The organism is Shewanella sp. NKUCC01_JLK, from assembly GCF_019345615.1.
GTDB lineage: Bacteria > Pseudomonadota > Gammaproteobacteria > Enterobacterales > Shewanellaceae > Shewanella > Shewanella oncorhynchi.
In genome coordinates, this window is record NZ_JAHKRD010000008.1 from 213220 (window position 1) to 229938 (window position 16719).

Annotated in this window: 11 protein-coding genes, 1 rRNA gene and 1 riboswitch; of the genes, 7 read left to right on the forward strand and 5 right to left on the reverse strand. The window is 46.9% G+C overall.

Annotated features, from left to right (window positions below):
* Positions 1-85: 85 nt before the first annotated feature.
* On the reverse strand, positions 86-1444 hold the full coding sequence (locus KO537_RS10800; RefSeq protein WP_105251512.1) for a sodium:alanine symporter family protein: 1359 nt from the start codon (positions 1442-1444) through the stop codon (positions 86-88).
* Between the two features lie 250 nt (positions 1445-1694).
* A riboswitch (glycine riboswitch) is annotated at positions 1695-1824 on the reverse strand.
* Positions 1825-2271: 447 nt separating this feature from the next.
* Here KO537_RS10800 and KO537_RS10805 point away from each other — a divergent pair.
* The 6 genes from KO537_RS10805 to napB all read left to right on the forward strand — a co-directional run bounded on the left by KO537_RS10805 (position 2272) and on the right by napB (position 10387).
* Positions 2272-2946: an ABC transporter ATP-binding protein gene (locus KO537_RS10805; RefSeq protein WP_173246740.1), complete on the forward strand. Its 675-nt coding sequence runs from the start codon at positions 2272-2274 to the stop codon at positions 2944-2946.
* Positions 2936-5545, forward strand: coding sequence for an ABC transporter permease (locus KO537_RS10810; RefSeq protein ID WP_219234462.1), 2610 nt, complete (start codon positions 2936-2938; stop codon positions 5543-5545). Before KO537_RS10805 ends, KO537_RS10810 begins: the two co-directional genes overlap by 11 nt.
* Positions 5545-6759, forward strand: a complete 1215-nt coding sequence (locus KO537_RS10815; protein ID WP_173246746.1) for a lipocalin-like domain-containing protein — start codon at positions 5545-5547, stop codon at positions 6757-6759. Before KO537_RS10810 ends, KO537_RS10815 begins: the two co-directional genes overlap by 1 nt.
* 438 nt (positions 6760-7197) lie before the next feature.
* A complete protein-coding gene (locus KO537_RS10820; RefSeq protein WP_219234463.1) occupies positions 7198-7467 on the forward strand; it encodes a chaperone NapD in 270 nt (89 codons plus the stop codon).
* Positions 7464-9959: a nitrate reductase catalytic subunit NapA gene (gene napA, locus KO537_RS10825; protein ID WP_219234464.1), complete on the forward strand. Its 2496-nt coding sequence runs from the start codon at positions 7464-7466 to the stop codon at positions 9957-9959. Before KO537_RS10820 ends, napA begins: the two co-directional genes overlap by 4 nt.
* Complete coding sequence (gene napB / locus KO537_RS10830) at positions 9956-10387, forward strand: nitrate reductase cytochrome c-type subunit NapB (protein WP_173246752.1); 432 nt, start codon at positions 9956-9958, stop codon at positions 10385-10387. The genes napA and napB overlap by 4 nt, the downstream gene beginning before the upstream one ends.
* 267 nt (positions 10388-10654) lie before the next feature.
* On the opposite strand, the gene KO537_RS10835 is transcribed toward napB, so the two are convergent.
* Positions 10655-10807 (reverse strand): hypothetical protein, encoded by a 153-nt coding sequence (locus KO537_RS10835; RefSeq protein ID WP_081729124.1) that lies wholly within the window; start codon positions 10805-10807, stop codon positions 10655-10657.
* Positions 10808-10900: 93 nt separating this feature from the next.
* Here KO537_RS10835 and KO537_RS10840 point away from each other — a divergent pair, with 93 nt between their 5' ends.
* On the forward strand, positions 10901-11788 hold the full coding sequence (locus tag KO537_RS10840; protein WP_173246755.1) for a LysR family transcriptional regulator: 888 nt from the start codon (positions 10901-10903) through the stop codon (positions 11786-11788).
* Positions 11789-11934: 146 nt separating this feature from the next.
* Here the strand turns inward: KO537_RS10840 and fusA are convergent, their stop codons facing one another.
* The 3 genes from fusA to rrf all read right to left on the reverse strand — a co-directional run.
* A complete protein-coding gene (fusA, locus tag KO537_RS10845; protein ID WP_105251504.1) occupies positions 11935-14028 on the reverse strand; it encodes an elongation factor G in 2094 nt (697 codons plus the stop codon).
* Positions 14029-14468: 440 nt separating this feature from the next.
* A complete protein-coding gene (locus KO537_RS10850) occupies positions 14469-15923 on the reverse strand; it encodes a diguanylate cyclase (protein WP_173246758.1) in 1455 nt (484 codons plus the stop codon).
* 707 nt (positions 15924-16630) lie between these two features.
* A 5S ribosomal RNA gene (gene rrf, locus KO537_RS10855) occupies positions 16631-16719 on the reverse strand; the annotation flags it as partial.

Genomic DNA, 16719 nt, shown 5'->3' on the forward strand with positions numbered 1-16719 from the left:
ATAGCACTTATAAAGTAAACGAAGAATTTAGTGGCGACAATGTCAAAGTTAAAATAATGTGAAGTAATTTATTGTTTTAAAAACACTAATAAGCCGTCTCTAAGGTTTGATTAGGTAAGATACGAGCAAAATAGCTTTGGGTTTCGGCGATAATGATATGCCTCAAGCCCACAATGGCGATCAAGTTAGGGATAGCCATCAAACCATTAACCGTATCGGCCAACAACCAAATCACATCCAGTTTGATAAAAGCACCACCCGCAATCAGTACCAAAAACACCACTTGATACATGCGTAATCCGCGCTCACCGACTAAGTAATACCAACAGCGTTCACCATAATAATGCCAGCCCAAAATCGTTGTAAACGCAAAACACACTAGCGCAATCGTCACCAAATACTGACCCACAAGCGCTGAGCCTCCCAGAGCAAAAGCAGCACTCGTCATCGCAGCACCTGCCGTCTCACCACTCCATACCCCAGTGATGATCAGCACTAACCCCGTCATAGTGCAAATGATAATAGTATCGAAGAAAGTACCCGTCATACTGACGAGACCTTGCTCAACGGGTTCATTGGTCTTAGCGGCAGCGGCGGCAATGGGTGCACTACCTAATCCAGATTCGTTCGAGAACACACCGCGGGCAATACCGATTTGAATCGCCTGCGCGACTGTCGCCCCTAAAAAGCCCCCCGCAGCTGAGAGTGGCGTAAAGGCAGATTCAATCACTAAAGCTAAGGCGGGTAAAATCTGCTCGGAGAAACCGACTAAGATCCACACGCAGGCCAGCACATAACCAATCGACATCGCAGGCACAAGTTTTTGCGCCACATTTGAAATGCGCTTAACCCCACCCAAAGTGACGGCGGCAACTAACACAGTCAACACAGTCGCGGTCAACCAAGTCGGCACCTCAAAGGCAATCGTCAGTGCATCGCTGATGGCGTTAACCTGTGCAAAAGTACCGATACCGAAAAAGGCCACACCAACCCCAAAAAGAGCGAACAATTTCGCCATCCAAGGCAGACCAAGGCCGCGCTCGATATAATACATAGGGCCACCCGCAATCTGCCCACGAGCATCGGTGGTACGGTACTTTACCGCCAACATACATTCAGCATATTTAGTCGCCATGCCGAAAAATGCCGCCAGCCACATCCAAAATAACGCCCCAGGGCCACCCATTTTTATTGCCGTCGCCACGCCAACAATATTACCGGTACCGATAGTGGCGGACAGCGCAGTACAAAGCGCGGCAAAGGAAGATAAATCCCCATGACCTTTGGCGGGTTTAAACAACAATCCCATCGCCATCGGCAGACGAAATACTTGGATAAGCTTGAGGCGCACAGTGAGGTAAACCCCTGTACCCACCAGCAAACAAAGGGTAATTGGGCCCCAGACGATGCCATTAATACTGGCAAGTAAAGCTTGAAAACTCATGATATTCCTCGAATATTAAACAACAAAATTAATAAACGGAGGAGGAAAAGAAATGGCTGTGACGCGCCGCAGTCGGACGCTATAGCGAGCTATTTTGACCTAATCTCGGCCGAGAATCGCCTAAGCTGAACGCTAAAAGCGTAGCAAGCGAGAGCTCTACACGAGTGCTTTCAATAAGAGTAAAAGTGCTCCATCTCAAGCAAAAGAGTAAAAATAGCCCACGACGACAAACGACAGGGACTGTGCAGTCATCCTCTCCTCTGTCCTTTTGCCTGAGCGTTTCGCGTCACAGGTTATACAATAACACCACGACACTTTCGCCTTCGGCGCCACCTGATTGCACAATGAGTGCAACTGGTAGTCTCTCCAGAGGCTCGTCCAGTAACAGTCCACGCCTATCGGCACCTGAAAGAGTGCTTTGTTTTTATAAGAAGACTCGCTTCTGTAAAACCAAAGTTGCCTCGTCGGTGTGGGGTCAATTCCCCACTCTCCTGCTACCTTCATCCGAACGGATTGCTAGATTGAGATTTACTCCCAAGCTAACAGGACGCACAGAATGCAACAAATGCGGCGTCAGCTCAAGCCGTTTGCTCACAGTTCGCGGAGGATTTAATCCAGTTGACTATTTTTACACCAAATGACGATTTATGTTTTGTTACTCAGTAGATGATCCTATTACAAGAAAAATCAGTATCTATCTGAATAGAAAATGCTTTATCTTGAACATAGAATGGCAATGCTAAATTGCGGCCACTAAGTAAGTTGCCGCCGCAGTTTGAAACACGGCTTACCACACCCGCCGCCAATGGATATAAAGGAGTTGCTCAATGGCCGACGTCGCTAAGCTTAACCAAGTCACCAAAGGCTTTCGCGATGGTGAGCAATATCATCAAGTACTGCAAGCGGTTAATCTACAGATCCACAGAGGTGAAACCGTGGCGCTTACAGGTCCCAGCGGCAGCGGCAAAAGCACCTTACTCAACCTGATCGCCGGCTTTGAAACGCCAGACTCGGGTGAAATCTTGCTAGAACAAGCGTCCACCTCCACTTGGCAAGACAAAGATTGGAGCCGTTTCAGACGTAATTCCTTAGGTGTCGTGTTTCAGCAATTTAACTTACTCACGCCACTCAACGTGAAAGACAATATCGCCTTCTCCTTAAGTTTAACCGCGCAGCCATGGTCGCCTTGGTGTGACTATCTGGTTGAAAAACTTGGGCTGATGCCACTACTTCATCGGCAAGTTGAAGCCCTGTCAGGCGGTCAACAACAGCGTGTCGCCATCGCCCGCGCCTTAGCCCATAAACCGACCTTGCTACTGGCCGACGAACCTACGGGTAACTTAGATGATGTGTCAGGCAAACAAGTGATGGCACTACTGTGTGAACTGGCACGGGAAAGCCAAACCAGTATCTTGATGGTCACCCACAGCGAAGAATGCGCCGCCTTTATGCAAAAACGTTGGCATTTATCCCAAGGTGCAGTCGCTATCTATGAACAATAAACTGCTCACTAAGGCGACTCCCTCGGGGCTTAGGCTGACGTGGCTCAGCCTAAAGGTTTTTATCGCCCATTATCGCCATGCGCCCATACAAGCAGGTGCCATTCTGCTCGGTATCGCCTTAGCTGTGACTCTGCTCATTGGAGTCAAGGCAACCAACGACAATGCCGTGCGCAGCTATAGCGAGGCGACAGAGCTTTTGAGCCAACGCGCCGATGTGCTACTCACGCCGCCCCTTGGACAAAACACTTTAGATGAATCTGTCTATTTCGCCTTGAGACGAGCCGGATTAAGTCAGAGTCTCGCCGTCGTGAATGGCAAAATCTCCGGTAAAAACGGTCAGTTCTGGCAACTGGAAGGCAGCGATTTGATCGCTGCATTAACACTACAAAAATCGAGAAGTAACGCCTCGACCGACACACTATCAGCTACCTCGCCACAGATGAATGACTTACCGCTTGCCGATCTCCTCAGCGGCGCAGCCACAGTAATCATGAGCCGCAGCCTAGCTGCCAAAGTGGCGCCCGACGGTAAACTTGTTTTAGAAAATAGCACCTTAGATGTCATTGCAATTGATGACAGTTTTGGTCTAGGAAGCGCCATCTTGGCCGATATGTCCCTCGCCCAGCGATTACTAAACATGCAAGGCAGATTGAGCTATATCGCCATGTTCAGTGAGCGAGAAAACCTACCTAAACTAAAATCCCAACTCGACGCTTTAGGGATTACGCCGCAAAAGGCCAGCTTTAGCCAGCAAGATCAAGGCCAAGCGCTGATAGCGCTGACCCGCAGTTTTCACCTTAATCTTAATGCCATGAGCATGTTAGCCTTCGTTGTCGGCCTCTTTATCGCCTATAACGGTGTGCGCTACAGCCTAATGAAGCGGCAAAAATTGTTAGTACAGTTATTACAACAGGGAATTGAGCGCCGCGCCTTGATGACGGCACTGATGTTCGAATTAATTTTGTTAGTTGTCATAGGTTCAAGTCTGGGCTTTATCAGTGGTTTGCAACTCAGCCACTGGCTGCAACCTATGGTCGCCATGACCTTAGAGCAAATGTATGGCGCCCACTTACTCCCCGGTATTTGGCAATGGACTTGGCTTTTTGAGGCAATTGCCCTCACTTTAATTGCCGCGCTCGCCGCTTGCTTGCCCTTGTATTTAGATCTTACGCGCCAAGCATTGGCACAAGGGGCGAATCGTTATCAGCAAATGCAGGCACACCGCAAAACCCATAGCATTCAATTTGCCTTAGCCTGTGGCTTATTGACCTTAGCGGCATTGCTGTTTCCCTTCAGCCAAAACTATAACATCAGCTTAGTGTTGCTCGGTATCGTCGCTATCGCTATTCCCTTATTGTTGCCGCAATTATTGCATTGGGGCGTCAGTGCGTTAATGCCCTTGGCACGTCCCGGATTATGGCAATATCTGCTCGCCGAAACCCGTGAGCTTATTGCACCGCTTTCCCTTGCAATGATGGCGATCTTACTGGCGCTCAGTGCCAATGTGTCGATGAACACCCTCGTTGGAAGCTTCGAGCAAACCCTGCGGACTTGGCTAGAAACCCGCTTGCATGCCGATCTCTATATCCGCCCACCGAGCCAGCATATCGACACGATTCAAACCCAATTGATGCACGATCCTAGAGTCAGCGGTCTTTATCAGCAGTGGCAGATTGAAGCCCAGCTTTCACTGCCAGTTTCGACGGATAATCCGAGCGAGCAGACGATTCCGGTGAGCCTACTCAGCCGCGATGAATTTTCGACTCGGCACACCAGTGCGCTTAAGGAAAGCCTGCCCACATTGTGGCAATCCTACTTTAATGCACCCGTTGTATTGGTGAGCGAACCTCTTGCCATCAAATACCAATTACAGCTTGGTGATACTGTGTCATTGGATGTGCTCGAGAAAACAGGTAACAGCAAAGCCATTATCGGCGGCATTTATTATGACCACGGCAATACCCGAAACGAGGTCATTATCAGCCAGCCACTTTGGCAACGGGCCCAGTTACCTGTACTGCCAGTCAGTTTAGCCGCAAGTTTTCACGGTAAAGAGCAAGGCAGTAGGATAAGTGAAGCAGAACTCGATCAACTACAAGTCCAACTGGCGACTGAGCTAGGTTTATCCCAAGCACAAATCTACAGCCAAACTAAGATTAAAACCCAAGCTATCGCTATGTTTAAACGCACTTTTTCCATTACCTTAGTGTTGAATAGTTTAACCTTGATTGTCGCCGCGATTGGCCTCTTTAGTGCCTGCTTAATGTTGACTCAGGCAAGGCAAGCGCCACTGGCACGGCTGTATTCCCTCGGCGTCAGTCGTAATGCTCTGCGCGGTATGGTGTTTATGCAAATGCTGATTGTGGTACTGATCACTTGCCTGCTCGCTATGCCAACGGGCGCGCTGTTAGGTTACCTGCTTATTAATAAGATCACCTTGCAAGCCTTTGGCTGGACGATAAAAATGATTTGGGATTGGCAAGCCTATGGCCATGCAATACTGATTGCCTTAACCACCTGCACCTTAGCCGTACTCTTACCGCTGTATTGGCAAACCCGTAAACCACTGGTCGCCAGTCTGCAGCAGGAGACACTGTGATGAAAACACTCAGTATTGTATGGGCAGTGGTTGGGTTAATGCTGATCGGCGGCTGCGATAAAACGCCATCGACGCAAAACACTCAGTCCAAATCCATGGCCAATGTGGTGGGGAAAACCTCTACTAATCAAGATGATTTAGCTTTTACGCCTGTTGTTCCCGGCTATAAATTTGAATTTCCGCGGGATCACTTAGCACATAACAGTTTTCGCCAAGAATGGTGGTATCTAACCGCGAATTTGACCACAGAAAAAGGTGAGCAACTCGGCGCCCAGTGGACGCAGTTTAGAGTCGCCCTTAAACCCCCTGCTCCGCAAGAAACAACTCTGCAAACAATCGCTCCACAAACAACAGTTCCGCAAGGAACAGATGTGATAGCTAAAAGTGAATCCACTTGGGAGACTCAGCAGCTTTATTTAGCCCACAGTGCATTAACCTCGAGTAATGCTCACTTGGCCCACGAAAAGTGGTCACGCCGCCATAGCAAGTTTGCCGAGGTGAAATTAGATCCTTATCAAATCCGCCTCGATAACTGGCACTGGCAGAGCGAAACCAATGCACTCTTTCCCGCCACCTTAACGGTGGAGAATCCTGATTTTAGCTACCGACTTAAGCTGAATAGCCAAGCACCACTGCAATACCAAGGCGTTAACGGCTATAGCCTTAAAAGTCACGATGGCCAAGTAGCCTCTTACTATTACAGCCAGCCCTTTATTGAAATTTCAGGTGAAATCAACCGCAATGGCAAAGTGGAGCAAGTCACAGGCCAAGGTTGGCTCGACAGGGAATGGAGCTCGCAATTTCTCACTAAAACGCAACAGGGCTGGGATTGGTTCGCGCTCAGGTTAAACGATGACTCGACGCTGATGTTGTTTCAGCTACGGGATCAGTCGCCAGCAGAGAACACAAAGAATGCGCCTATCTCGGCATTTTATAGCGCCAGAAGAATGTTTGCCGATGGTACAGGGCGCAACATCAATTCCACTGACAATCCCAATGACATTCAGATGACGCCTCTTAAATGGCAACACACAGTCAATGGCGACTATCCCGTTAGCTGGCAAGTAAAAATCCCCAGCGAAAATATCGATCTCACTATCACCCCGCTCAATGCCAATAGCGCTATGCCATTATCAACGCCCTACTGGGAAGGCCCAGTGCAACTCTCTGGCAGCCATACAGGTACGGGTTATATGGAGCTAACGGGCTATTAACGTCTTATATATACTAAACAATGTGAATATAACTAATTGTTCCTAAATATGTTCTATCGCAGGATTTCGCAAGCATGCACGTCAGCTATTGCTCTTACCCAGAAATTTTATAAACACCTGTAACTGGTAAAAAGTATAGGATTCCTATCTACACACTTGTGCTTCCGTTAATGTTCACGGGTTCCAGATATGCACAATAGTATTCTCCATAAATGTACTCCTCACTATGTCCTAGTGAGGACAGTGCTAAGCGCTTAAATATCAAACTGGGAGTTAGATCACTCGCAAAACTTTGATCCGGATCGACTATCGCTTGCAATACCTCTTGTGAGGTATACCCACATTTTTTATCAGGTCTAGACTCGCCAGTATCAGCACTCGGTTACCCTCCTTTTTAATCTTAAGTAACCGAGTTTACGCTACTACAGGTCATCCAATATGAGTCAGGAATACCACGTCACCAGCCTTGTGGTGCATGCCACGCCTAAAGCCTTACAGCAGGTTGAAGCCAATATCCGCGCATTAGTGGGTACTGATATTCATGCAATTACACCCGAAGGAAAATTGGTCGTTACCCTAGAAGGGAGTAGCCAAAGAGCGATTCTTGACAATATTGAAGCCATCAATGCCCTGTCCGGCGTGTTATCTGCCAGCTTGATTTACCACCAAGTAGAACCATTAGCACAAGAGAGTGAGGAAATATTATGAGCATAAGCCGCCGCGAGTTTCTCAAGGCCAACGCAGCGGTTGCCGCTGCAACGGCCGTTGGCGTCACACTTCCCATTAAGATGGTCGAAGCCGCCGAACAAGCTGACAGTATCAAGTGGGATAAAGCTCCCTGCCGTTTCTGCGGTGTGGGGTGTAGCGTATTAGTGGGCACCCAAGCGGGCAAAGTGGTCGCCACTAAGGGCGATCCTGAGAGTCCAGTCAACCGTGGCCTTAACTGTATTAAAGGTTATTTCCTATCAAAAATCATGTACGGCAAGGACAGATTAACCACGCCATTGCTGCGGATGAAAGACGGCAAATACCATAAAGAAGGTGAGTTCACCCCAGTCAGCTGGGATGTGGCCTTCGATACTATGGCCGCGAAATGGAAACACAGTCTCGCCACCAAAGGCCCGACGTCGGTAGGTATGTTTGGCTCTGGTCAATGGACTATTTGGGAAGGTTATGCCGCCTCTAAACTTCATAAAGCAGGTTTCCTTACCAACAACATAGATCCCAATGCGCGCCACTGCATGGCCTCAGCCGTAGGCGGCTTTATGCGCACCTTCGGTATCGATGAACCCATGGGTTGTTATGACGATTTAGAAGCCGCCGATCAGTTTGTACTCTGGGGCGCAAACATGGCGGAGATGCACCCAATTCTGTGGGCACGAATATCCGATAGACGTTTAAGCAGTCCAACTTGTCGCGTGCATGTGCTGTCAACCTTTGAAAATCGCAGCTTCGATTTGGCCGATAATCCTATGGTGTTCCGTCCACAATCGGACTTAGTGATCCTCAACTTTATTGCCAATTACATTATTGAAAATAAAGCCGTTAATACCGACTTTGTCACCAAACACACTAAGTTTGCCCTTGGGGTAGATGATATCGGCTATGGCCTGCGTCCAGAGCATCCATTAGAGAAAAAAGCCAAAAATCCAGGCAATGGTAAATCCACGCCCATTAGCTTTGACGAGTATGCCAAGTTTGTCAGCACTTATACGCTGGAATATGCCGCCAAGATGAGTGGCGTCGAGCCAGAGAAGCTGGAGATTTTAGCCAAAGCCTATGCCGACCCTAATGTTAAAGTCATGAGTCTGTGGACCATGGGCATTAACCAACACGTTCGCGGCGTGTGGGCGAACAACATGCTTTACAACATCCATTTGCTCACGGGCAAAATTGCCACACCGGGTAACAGTCCATTCTCGTTAACCGGTCAACCTTCGGCTTGCGGGACTGCCCGTGAAGTCGGTACTTTCGCCCACCGTTTACCCGCCGATATGGAAGTCACTAACGACAAGCACCGCGCCATTACCGAAAAACTATGGCAAGTACCTGCTGGGACGATTCCCGCCAAACCTGGCTATCATGCCGTACTCCAGAGCCGTATGCTCAAAGATGGCAAGCTCAACTGCTACTGGACCATGTGTACCAATAATATGCAGGCAGGCCCCAACATCAACGATGAAATCTATCCAGGTTTCCGTAATCCAGAAAACTTTATCGTGGTTTCAGATCCCTACCCAACCATCACAGCTATGGCGGCAGATTTAATTTTGCCAACGGCAATGTGGGTCGAGAAAGAAGGAGCTTACGGCAACGCCGAGCGCCGTACTCATATGTGGCATCAGCAAGTAAAAGCCCCAGAAGGCGCAACCTCAGATCTGTGGCAACTAGTCGAATTTTCGAAACGATTCAAAGTCTCCGAAGTCTGGCCAGCCGAACTGATAGCCAAACAACCGGAATACGCGGATAAAACCTTATATGAAGTGCTATTTGCCAATGGCGTGATCGACAAGTTCCCAACTTCCGATTGCAAAGCCGAATTAAACGATGAAAGTGAACACTTCGGTTTCTACCTGCAAAAAGGTATTTTCGAAGAATATGCAGCTTTCGGTCGTGGCCATGGCCATGATTTAGCCGACTTTGACCGTTACCACGAAACCCGCGGCCTACGCTGGCCAGTCGTTAATGGCAAAGAAACTCTGCGCCGTTTCGTTGAGGGGAGCGATCCTTATGTCAAAGCGGGTGAAGGCTTTAAATTCTATGGCAAGCCAGATGGCAAAGCGGTGATTTTCGCCCTGCCCTATGAGCCCGCCGCCGAAGAGCCGAATGAAGAGTACGATTTGTGGATGTCGACTGGCCGCGTGCTGGAGCATTGGCACACTGGCTCAATGACAGCCCGCGTACCCGAGCTTTACCGTGCCTACCCCGACGCGCAGATTTTCATGCATCCAGAAGATGCGAAAGCTCGCGGCGTACAACGTGGTGACGAAATCATAGTGGCCTCACCGCGCGGAGAAGTGAAAACCCGAGTTGAAACCAAAGGCCGTAACAAACCGCCACGCGGCGTAGTATTTATGCCTTTCTTCGATGCGCGCCAGTTAGTCAACAAACTGATATTGGATGCGACCGATCCCCTGTCAAAAGAAACTGACTTTAAAAAATGCCCAGTGAAAGTCTTCAAGGCGGAGAATAACCAATGAGAAAAATACTCACCTTAACTGCGTTACTCGTCGCCATTACCGGCTGTTCAGGTCAGCAAACCGACACCAACGTAGCACCAGTTAATATTCAATCCCTCGCAGGAAACATGGCGATCACCGACATTCGCCCAGCCGATGCCATGGCGATTTATCCTAGTCGCGGCACCGCCATTGAGCGCAGTTTTAGCGAACAACCCCCGCTCATCCCACATAAGGACGATTACAAGATCACCTTAGATAAAAATGGCTGTTTAAGCTGCCATAGTTGGGACAAGGCAAAACGCATGAAAGCCACGCCAGTAGCTAAGTCCCACGTGATTGATGATAAAGGCACAGTGAACGGGCATAACTATTTCTGTACTCAATGCCATGTCGCTCAGGCCGAAAACAAGCAACCACTCGTCGAGAATCAGTTCTCCGGCAAGTAAATCTCCATCCCCTGCAAAGCCAAGCCACCCGAATTGATTAGGGTGGCTTTTTTGCTATTTAAGCATCCAATCCTAATGAGTTGGCTTAGAGCCAGTAATGAGCATTCAAGTAAATATAAGACTAAACGTCTATCGCTGGTTCAGCATCCGTTGCTGAACAGTACTTTCGCCGAGGAAGGATTGAGCAGAAGTTAAAAAGGCAGAGTGAGAATCGAGGGAAATAAAAATAAGAGCAGAATCTAAAACACAGAAAAGTAAAAACCCAGCCTAGGCTGGGTTTACTTGTTGTTTTGCTTTATGCAAATCACCCGCTGGAGCTGTTTTAGTTACTTGCGCCGCTTTAGCGTTTTGCACATCTTTTGCCACAGGCATAGCCGCCTGCCACAAAGCACCTACCCACAGACTTGAACTTGATTTCATCGGTATTCCCCTGTTTTGTTAACAAGGTCAAAGTAATACTTAGGCTATCATTAGTAAAATGAATAAATTCCATAATATGGATTCCATTTGAGCATGAACATCCCAATCAAGACCTTACAGTGTTTTCTGACCTTAGTGGAAACTGAAAACTTTACCCGCGCCGCGCAGAAATGTTTTATCACCCAGCCGACACTAAGCAAAATAATCCAGAGACTTGAAGAAAGCCTTGGTGAAACCTTGCTGATCCGGAATAACCAAAAGGTTGAGTTAACTCAAGCTGGTCAGCTCTTTGAGCACAGTGCACGGGAAATCCTCGGCCAATGGCATAGACTGCAGGAGGACATGAGTAACCTTAGCGGTCTCAAATCGGGGCGGTTGCGACTGGGTGTATGTCCTATGATGAGCAGTCTTATTATTGGTTTGCTCACTAGCTATCGTAAGCGTTATCCGGGGGTTGAACTACACATGTATGAGTACGGTGGATTCGGCTGCGAACAAGCATTGCTCAATAACAGTCTCGATATCGCCTTTACCGCGCTCCCCACGACCCATGAGACAGAACTAGTCAATCAACCCCTGACTAAGTACCCTTTACTCGCATGCCTGCCTGAAGGACATCCCTTAGCCGAGAAAGACCACTTAAAATGGCAGGACTTCCAACCCTATCCTTTTATCCTCTACAACGAAGACTTCTCCCTTGCTAAACTGATTAGTCGCCTCAGTCGCAAAGCAGGTGTTCAACTCAATATTGCCTTTCGCAGCGGTCAGTGGGATTTCCTCGCCGCCATGGTCGAAGCCGATATGGGCGTCGCTATTTTACCTGAGCCTATCTGCAATCGATTAAGCACCAGTAAACTGGTCTTTAAACCTATGCAGCCCGCAATGACATGGGATCTGGCGCTTATTTGGCGTCAAAGTTTACCTTTAACACCGGCGGCCAAGGCCTTGCTCGAATTGAGTAAACAAAAAACTGAACGCTGAGAAAATAAAGCGAGAACTGACATTTTTTAAACAACGGGATACGAAACTTCGTCAGCCATAGCGGGTGATTACAGTTGGATCTCGCCCATAAAAAAACCGCTGCGAGCCTAGAGGCCGACAGCGGTTTTTATTAGCTAAGTTAAGAATTACTTCTTAGCTTCAGCAGCCTTACGTTCTTTAACTTGAGCAACAACTTTCTCAGCTACGCTAGCTGGACATTGGCTGTAGTGTGAGAACTCCATAGAGAACTGACCACGACCAGAAGTCATTGTACGTAAAGTACCGATATAACCGAACATTTCTGATAACGGTACGTCAGCTTTAACGCGAACACCTGTCACACCAGCAACTTGGTCTTTGATCATGCCGCGACGACGGTTTAAGTCACCGATCACATCACCCACGTTGTCATCTGGGCTGAACACGTCAACTTTCATGATTGGCTCAAGAAGTTGTGGTTTAGCTTTAGCGATAGACTGACGGAAAGCGCCTTTAGCAGCGATTTCGAACGCGATTGCTGATGAGTCAACTGCGTGGAATGCACCGTCAGTTAATTCGAACTCAACGTCTAACACTGGGAAGCCAGCGATAGTACCGGTGTTCATCATGCTCGCGAAACCTTTCTCAACTGCTGGCCAGAATTCCTTCGGAACGCTACCACCAACAACTGAAGATTTGAACACGAAACCAGTGTTTGGCTCACCTGGGCGGATGATATATTCGATCTTACCGAATTGACCAGAACCACCTGATTGTTTCTTGTGAGTGTATTGATCTTCAACCATTTGAGTAATGGTTTCACGGTAAGCAACTTGTGGCTCACCTACGATCAATTCAACACCATAAGTACGCTTCAGAATGTCTACTTTGATATCTAAGTGAAGTTCGCCCATACCTTTAAGGATGGTTTCACCTGAATCTTCGTCAGTTTCTACGCGGAATGATGGATCTTCAGCGATCATCTTACCGATTGCGATACCCATTTTCTCAGAACCGCCTTTATCTTTTGGCGCTACTGCGATAGAGATAACTGGCTCTGGGAACACCATAGCTTCTAAGGTAACTGGGTGTTTCACGTCACATAAAGTGTGACCAGTTTGAACGTTCTTCATACCCACGATAGCGATAATGTCGCCAGCTTGAGCTGATTCAATTTCAATACGGTCGTCAGCGTACATTTCGCACATACGGCCGATACGTTCAGTTTTGCCAGTCGCGCTGTTCAGGATGGTATCACCCTTCTTCAGACGGCCTGAGTAGATACGTACGAAAGTCAGGGCACCGAAACGGTCATCCATGATTTTGAACGCTAACGCTTTTAATGGCTCATCAGCAGAAACGATAGCGAATTCGCCAGTTTCGTTGCCTTCTTCGTCAGTCAATGGTTGTGGATCAACTTCGTCTGGTGCTGGTAAATAATCAACAACAGCATCAAGAACCAGTTGCATACCTTTGTTCTTGAAAGCAGAACCACAGTATGTTGGGAAGAATGCTAGTTTGCGAGTACCAGTACGAATACAACGCTTGATGTCTTCGATAGATGGCTCTTCGCCTTCCATGTACGCTTCCATCACTGCATCGTCTTGTTCAACTGCAGTTTCGATCAGCATTTCACGGTATTCTTCAACCATGTCAACCATATCAGCAGGAACGTCTAATACTTCAAAGTTTTCTGGAATACCAGAATCATCCCACACGTATGCTTTACGAGTTAATAGGTCAACAACACCAGTGAATTCGTCTTCAACACCGATTGGCAGAACCATAACCAGTGGAGTTGCAGCTAATACGTCTTTAGTTTGCTTAACAACGCGTAAGAAGTCAGCACCCATACGGTCTAACTTGTTTACGAAGATAATACGCGCAACTTCAGATTCGTTCGCATAGCGCCAGTTAGTTTCTGATTGAGGCTCAACACCGCCTGAACCACAGAATACACCGATACCGCCATCAAGCACTTTCAGAGAACGATAAACTTCAACGGTGAAGTCAACGTGTCCTGGGGTGTCGATAACGTTGAAACGGTGATCTTTCCAGAAGCAACTTACAGCAGCGGACTGAATAGTAATACCGCGCTCAGCTTCCTGTACCATGAAGTCAGTGGTAGATTCACCATCGTGAACTTCACCGATTTTATGGATTTTACCGGTTAGCTTAAGGATACGCTCGGTGGTCGTGGTTTTACCCGCGTCAACGTGAGCGAAGATACCAATGTTTCTGTATTTGGATAATTCGGTCATGATTCAACTTTAATGAGTAGTTTAAGAAGTAGACGGAGTATGCGACAAACACCGACACACCGCACATCAGATTATTTTAGGCGCATATTGTAAATTGGAACCCTGCTCGGCGCAAATGGCTAGAGTACTTTTTCACGATAAAGTCGCGTAATAATTTAGGTAAATAGCCATAAACACGAACTAAAACAGATAAGTAAAACACTTTAGCTTATTTTTCACTCAATCAATAAAAACCGTTAAATAAACCTCATTTTAATGGGATAAGGCGATTTTCAAGGGATTTCTATCATATCGTCAGTACAAACATCAAACATTAACCTGCAAGCATGGATGCTAGAACAATCATGTTATACCTATCTCCAAAATAGAGATGACATCCGCGACTCACTTCAATCGCAGTCTTTTAGCCAAATAACCACAAATCAGTCTTGAGTAAACCCTTACGTGTCGATGCACATTTGATTACGCCCTTGTGCTTTAGCACGATAAAGGGCTCGATCTGCCCGCTCAAAACACAATTGTATAGGTTCGTTTTCTGCGAGCTTAGCGACACCAAAACTACAAGTTAAGTGAACATTGTCAGTAAATTGATAATTGTTAATCCTCTGCGCAATCCGCACACACAAGCTTTCAACTAATGGCAATGATGACTGTTGGCAGAGGATAACAAATTCTTCGCCACCCCAACGTGCAACCACATCAGAATCACGCACACAGTGCTGTAATACCTGTGACACTTGCTCAAGAATGCGATCGCCGACGTTATGCCCTAGCGTGTCATTAATCTCTTTAAAGTAGTCGATATCAATCATTACAAGGCACATGCCTGCCCCAGCAGATTTATCATGCTGCTCGTTATTAATAAAAAAGCGATTAAAGTAATGTCGGTTATACAATTTAGTTAAGGGGTCGTGGGTAGATAAAAATTCGAGTTCGGCATTTGACGCTTCAAGCTGTTCGCGTAAAGTTTCCAACTGTTTATTCTTATCGGTTAATCTTCGATTATATTGACTCATAAAGTAAGTTCTCGCCCCCAACATTAGGAGCAACAGACACGTAGCGCAGATAATTTGATACACAAGCGAATAGTTAGTCTCATCTATCACAGTCACATTATTCCACTTCTGATAAATCGTGATCCGCTCTTGCTCACTCACAGTGTTTAAGGCTTTATTTATCACAGGTAACAAGGACTCTTGACCATAAGCGACCCCCATCCGTAACTCATCTTCCGGCCCGCCCCAACCCGCAATTTTTAAATGTTCAAATCCCATTTGTTGAATGTAAGCGTTAACCGAAAACATTGACCCAACAAACAGATCTGCACGTTTATCCAGAACCGACTGCAATCCCGCAGGTTCACTGGCAACAGTAAGCATCTCTATCTGAGGATAATAATGCTGAATATACTCAGCTAAACGATAACCTTTGGGCACGGCTAAAATACGCGTATTGATATTCTCCAATCCTTGCAGAAAAGGCTGTTCTTTAAGTGAAACAAGCACATTTGGTGAGCGGAAATAGACATCACTGAAGTGCAGATAAGTCTCGCGTATTAGCGTTTTATTCAACATAGGGGTTAAATCGCACTGACCACTTTGCAAAAAAGATAAAGTTTCGGTCCAAGAAGATGTCGGCACTAGCTGAAACTTAAGGGAAGAATGTGACTCAACATGACGAATATAGTCCGATGAAATCCCCAGATGCTTACCTTCTCGTATTCCTTCATAGGGCAGCCAATCAGGATCAACGCAATAACGGACTATCACAGCAGACTTGACGCTAACATCTTGATCCGCAAGTTTAGTACTAGACACCAGGAAACGATCCGCATTCACCAGTAATGGCATACACAGCAATAGCGACACTAACCTCAATAAGCCACGCAATTCCATTGAAATTTCAACCTAAAAGCTGATGCTAGATGGGGAATGTAAAAAAGTGTATACGTGAAAACCACACAATACCAATTCCCATCATTGCTTATACGAAACGCTCGTTTGTCCATTGTGTCTTAACGCCTTCGTACATCAGCAAAACTTATCTTCATAAGGTGATCAGTTGATGGGAAAGAACGTTGCTAAGTTCACTCAGTCCTAAATTCACTCAATCTGAGTTTGGTATCACATTTAAAAAAGCCAATATTTATCGCTTGCTTCATCAGCAGGACTATCCTAAATAACCCCCCTTACTCGCCATCCAAAGCCATCACAGCGCCTTTTGCAAACCGCGATTATATGCAGCTGCACCTCGCCTTAACTTCTACAGCTACGTTCTTTGGCCGCTATACCGCGATCATGATGGACTGTGCGGGGGCATCAAATAAAGATGGCAGAAGATTTTATAATCTGAGATAAAACTGCAGCCTTATTCTCCGGAACTGAATCTGATAGAACAGTTGTCGCGGATATTAATAGAATTGATATAAAGCCAAATGGTGCAAATTATTCGTATCGTGGAAGGTAAAAAAGGGATTATCGAGAGAAAAATAGGAGGAAAACTGACTAATTGAATAGACACTAGGCTGGATTTCACAAATTACAGACGCAAAAAAGCCAGCTTATTCAGCTGGCTTGGTTACATCTCAATGAGATAATTAGGCGCTTGGCGATGACCTACTCTCACATGGGGAGACCCCACACTACCATCGGCGCGTTTGCGTTTCACTTCTGAGTTCGGGATGGGATCAGG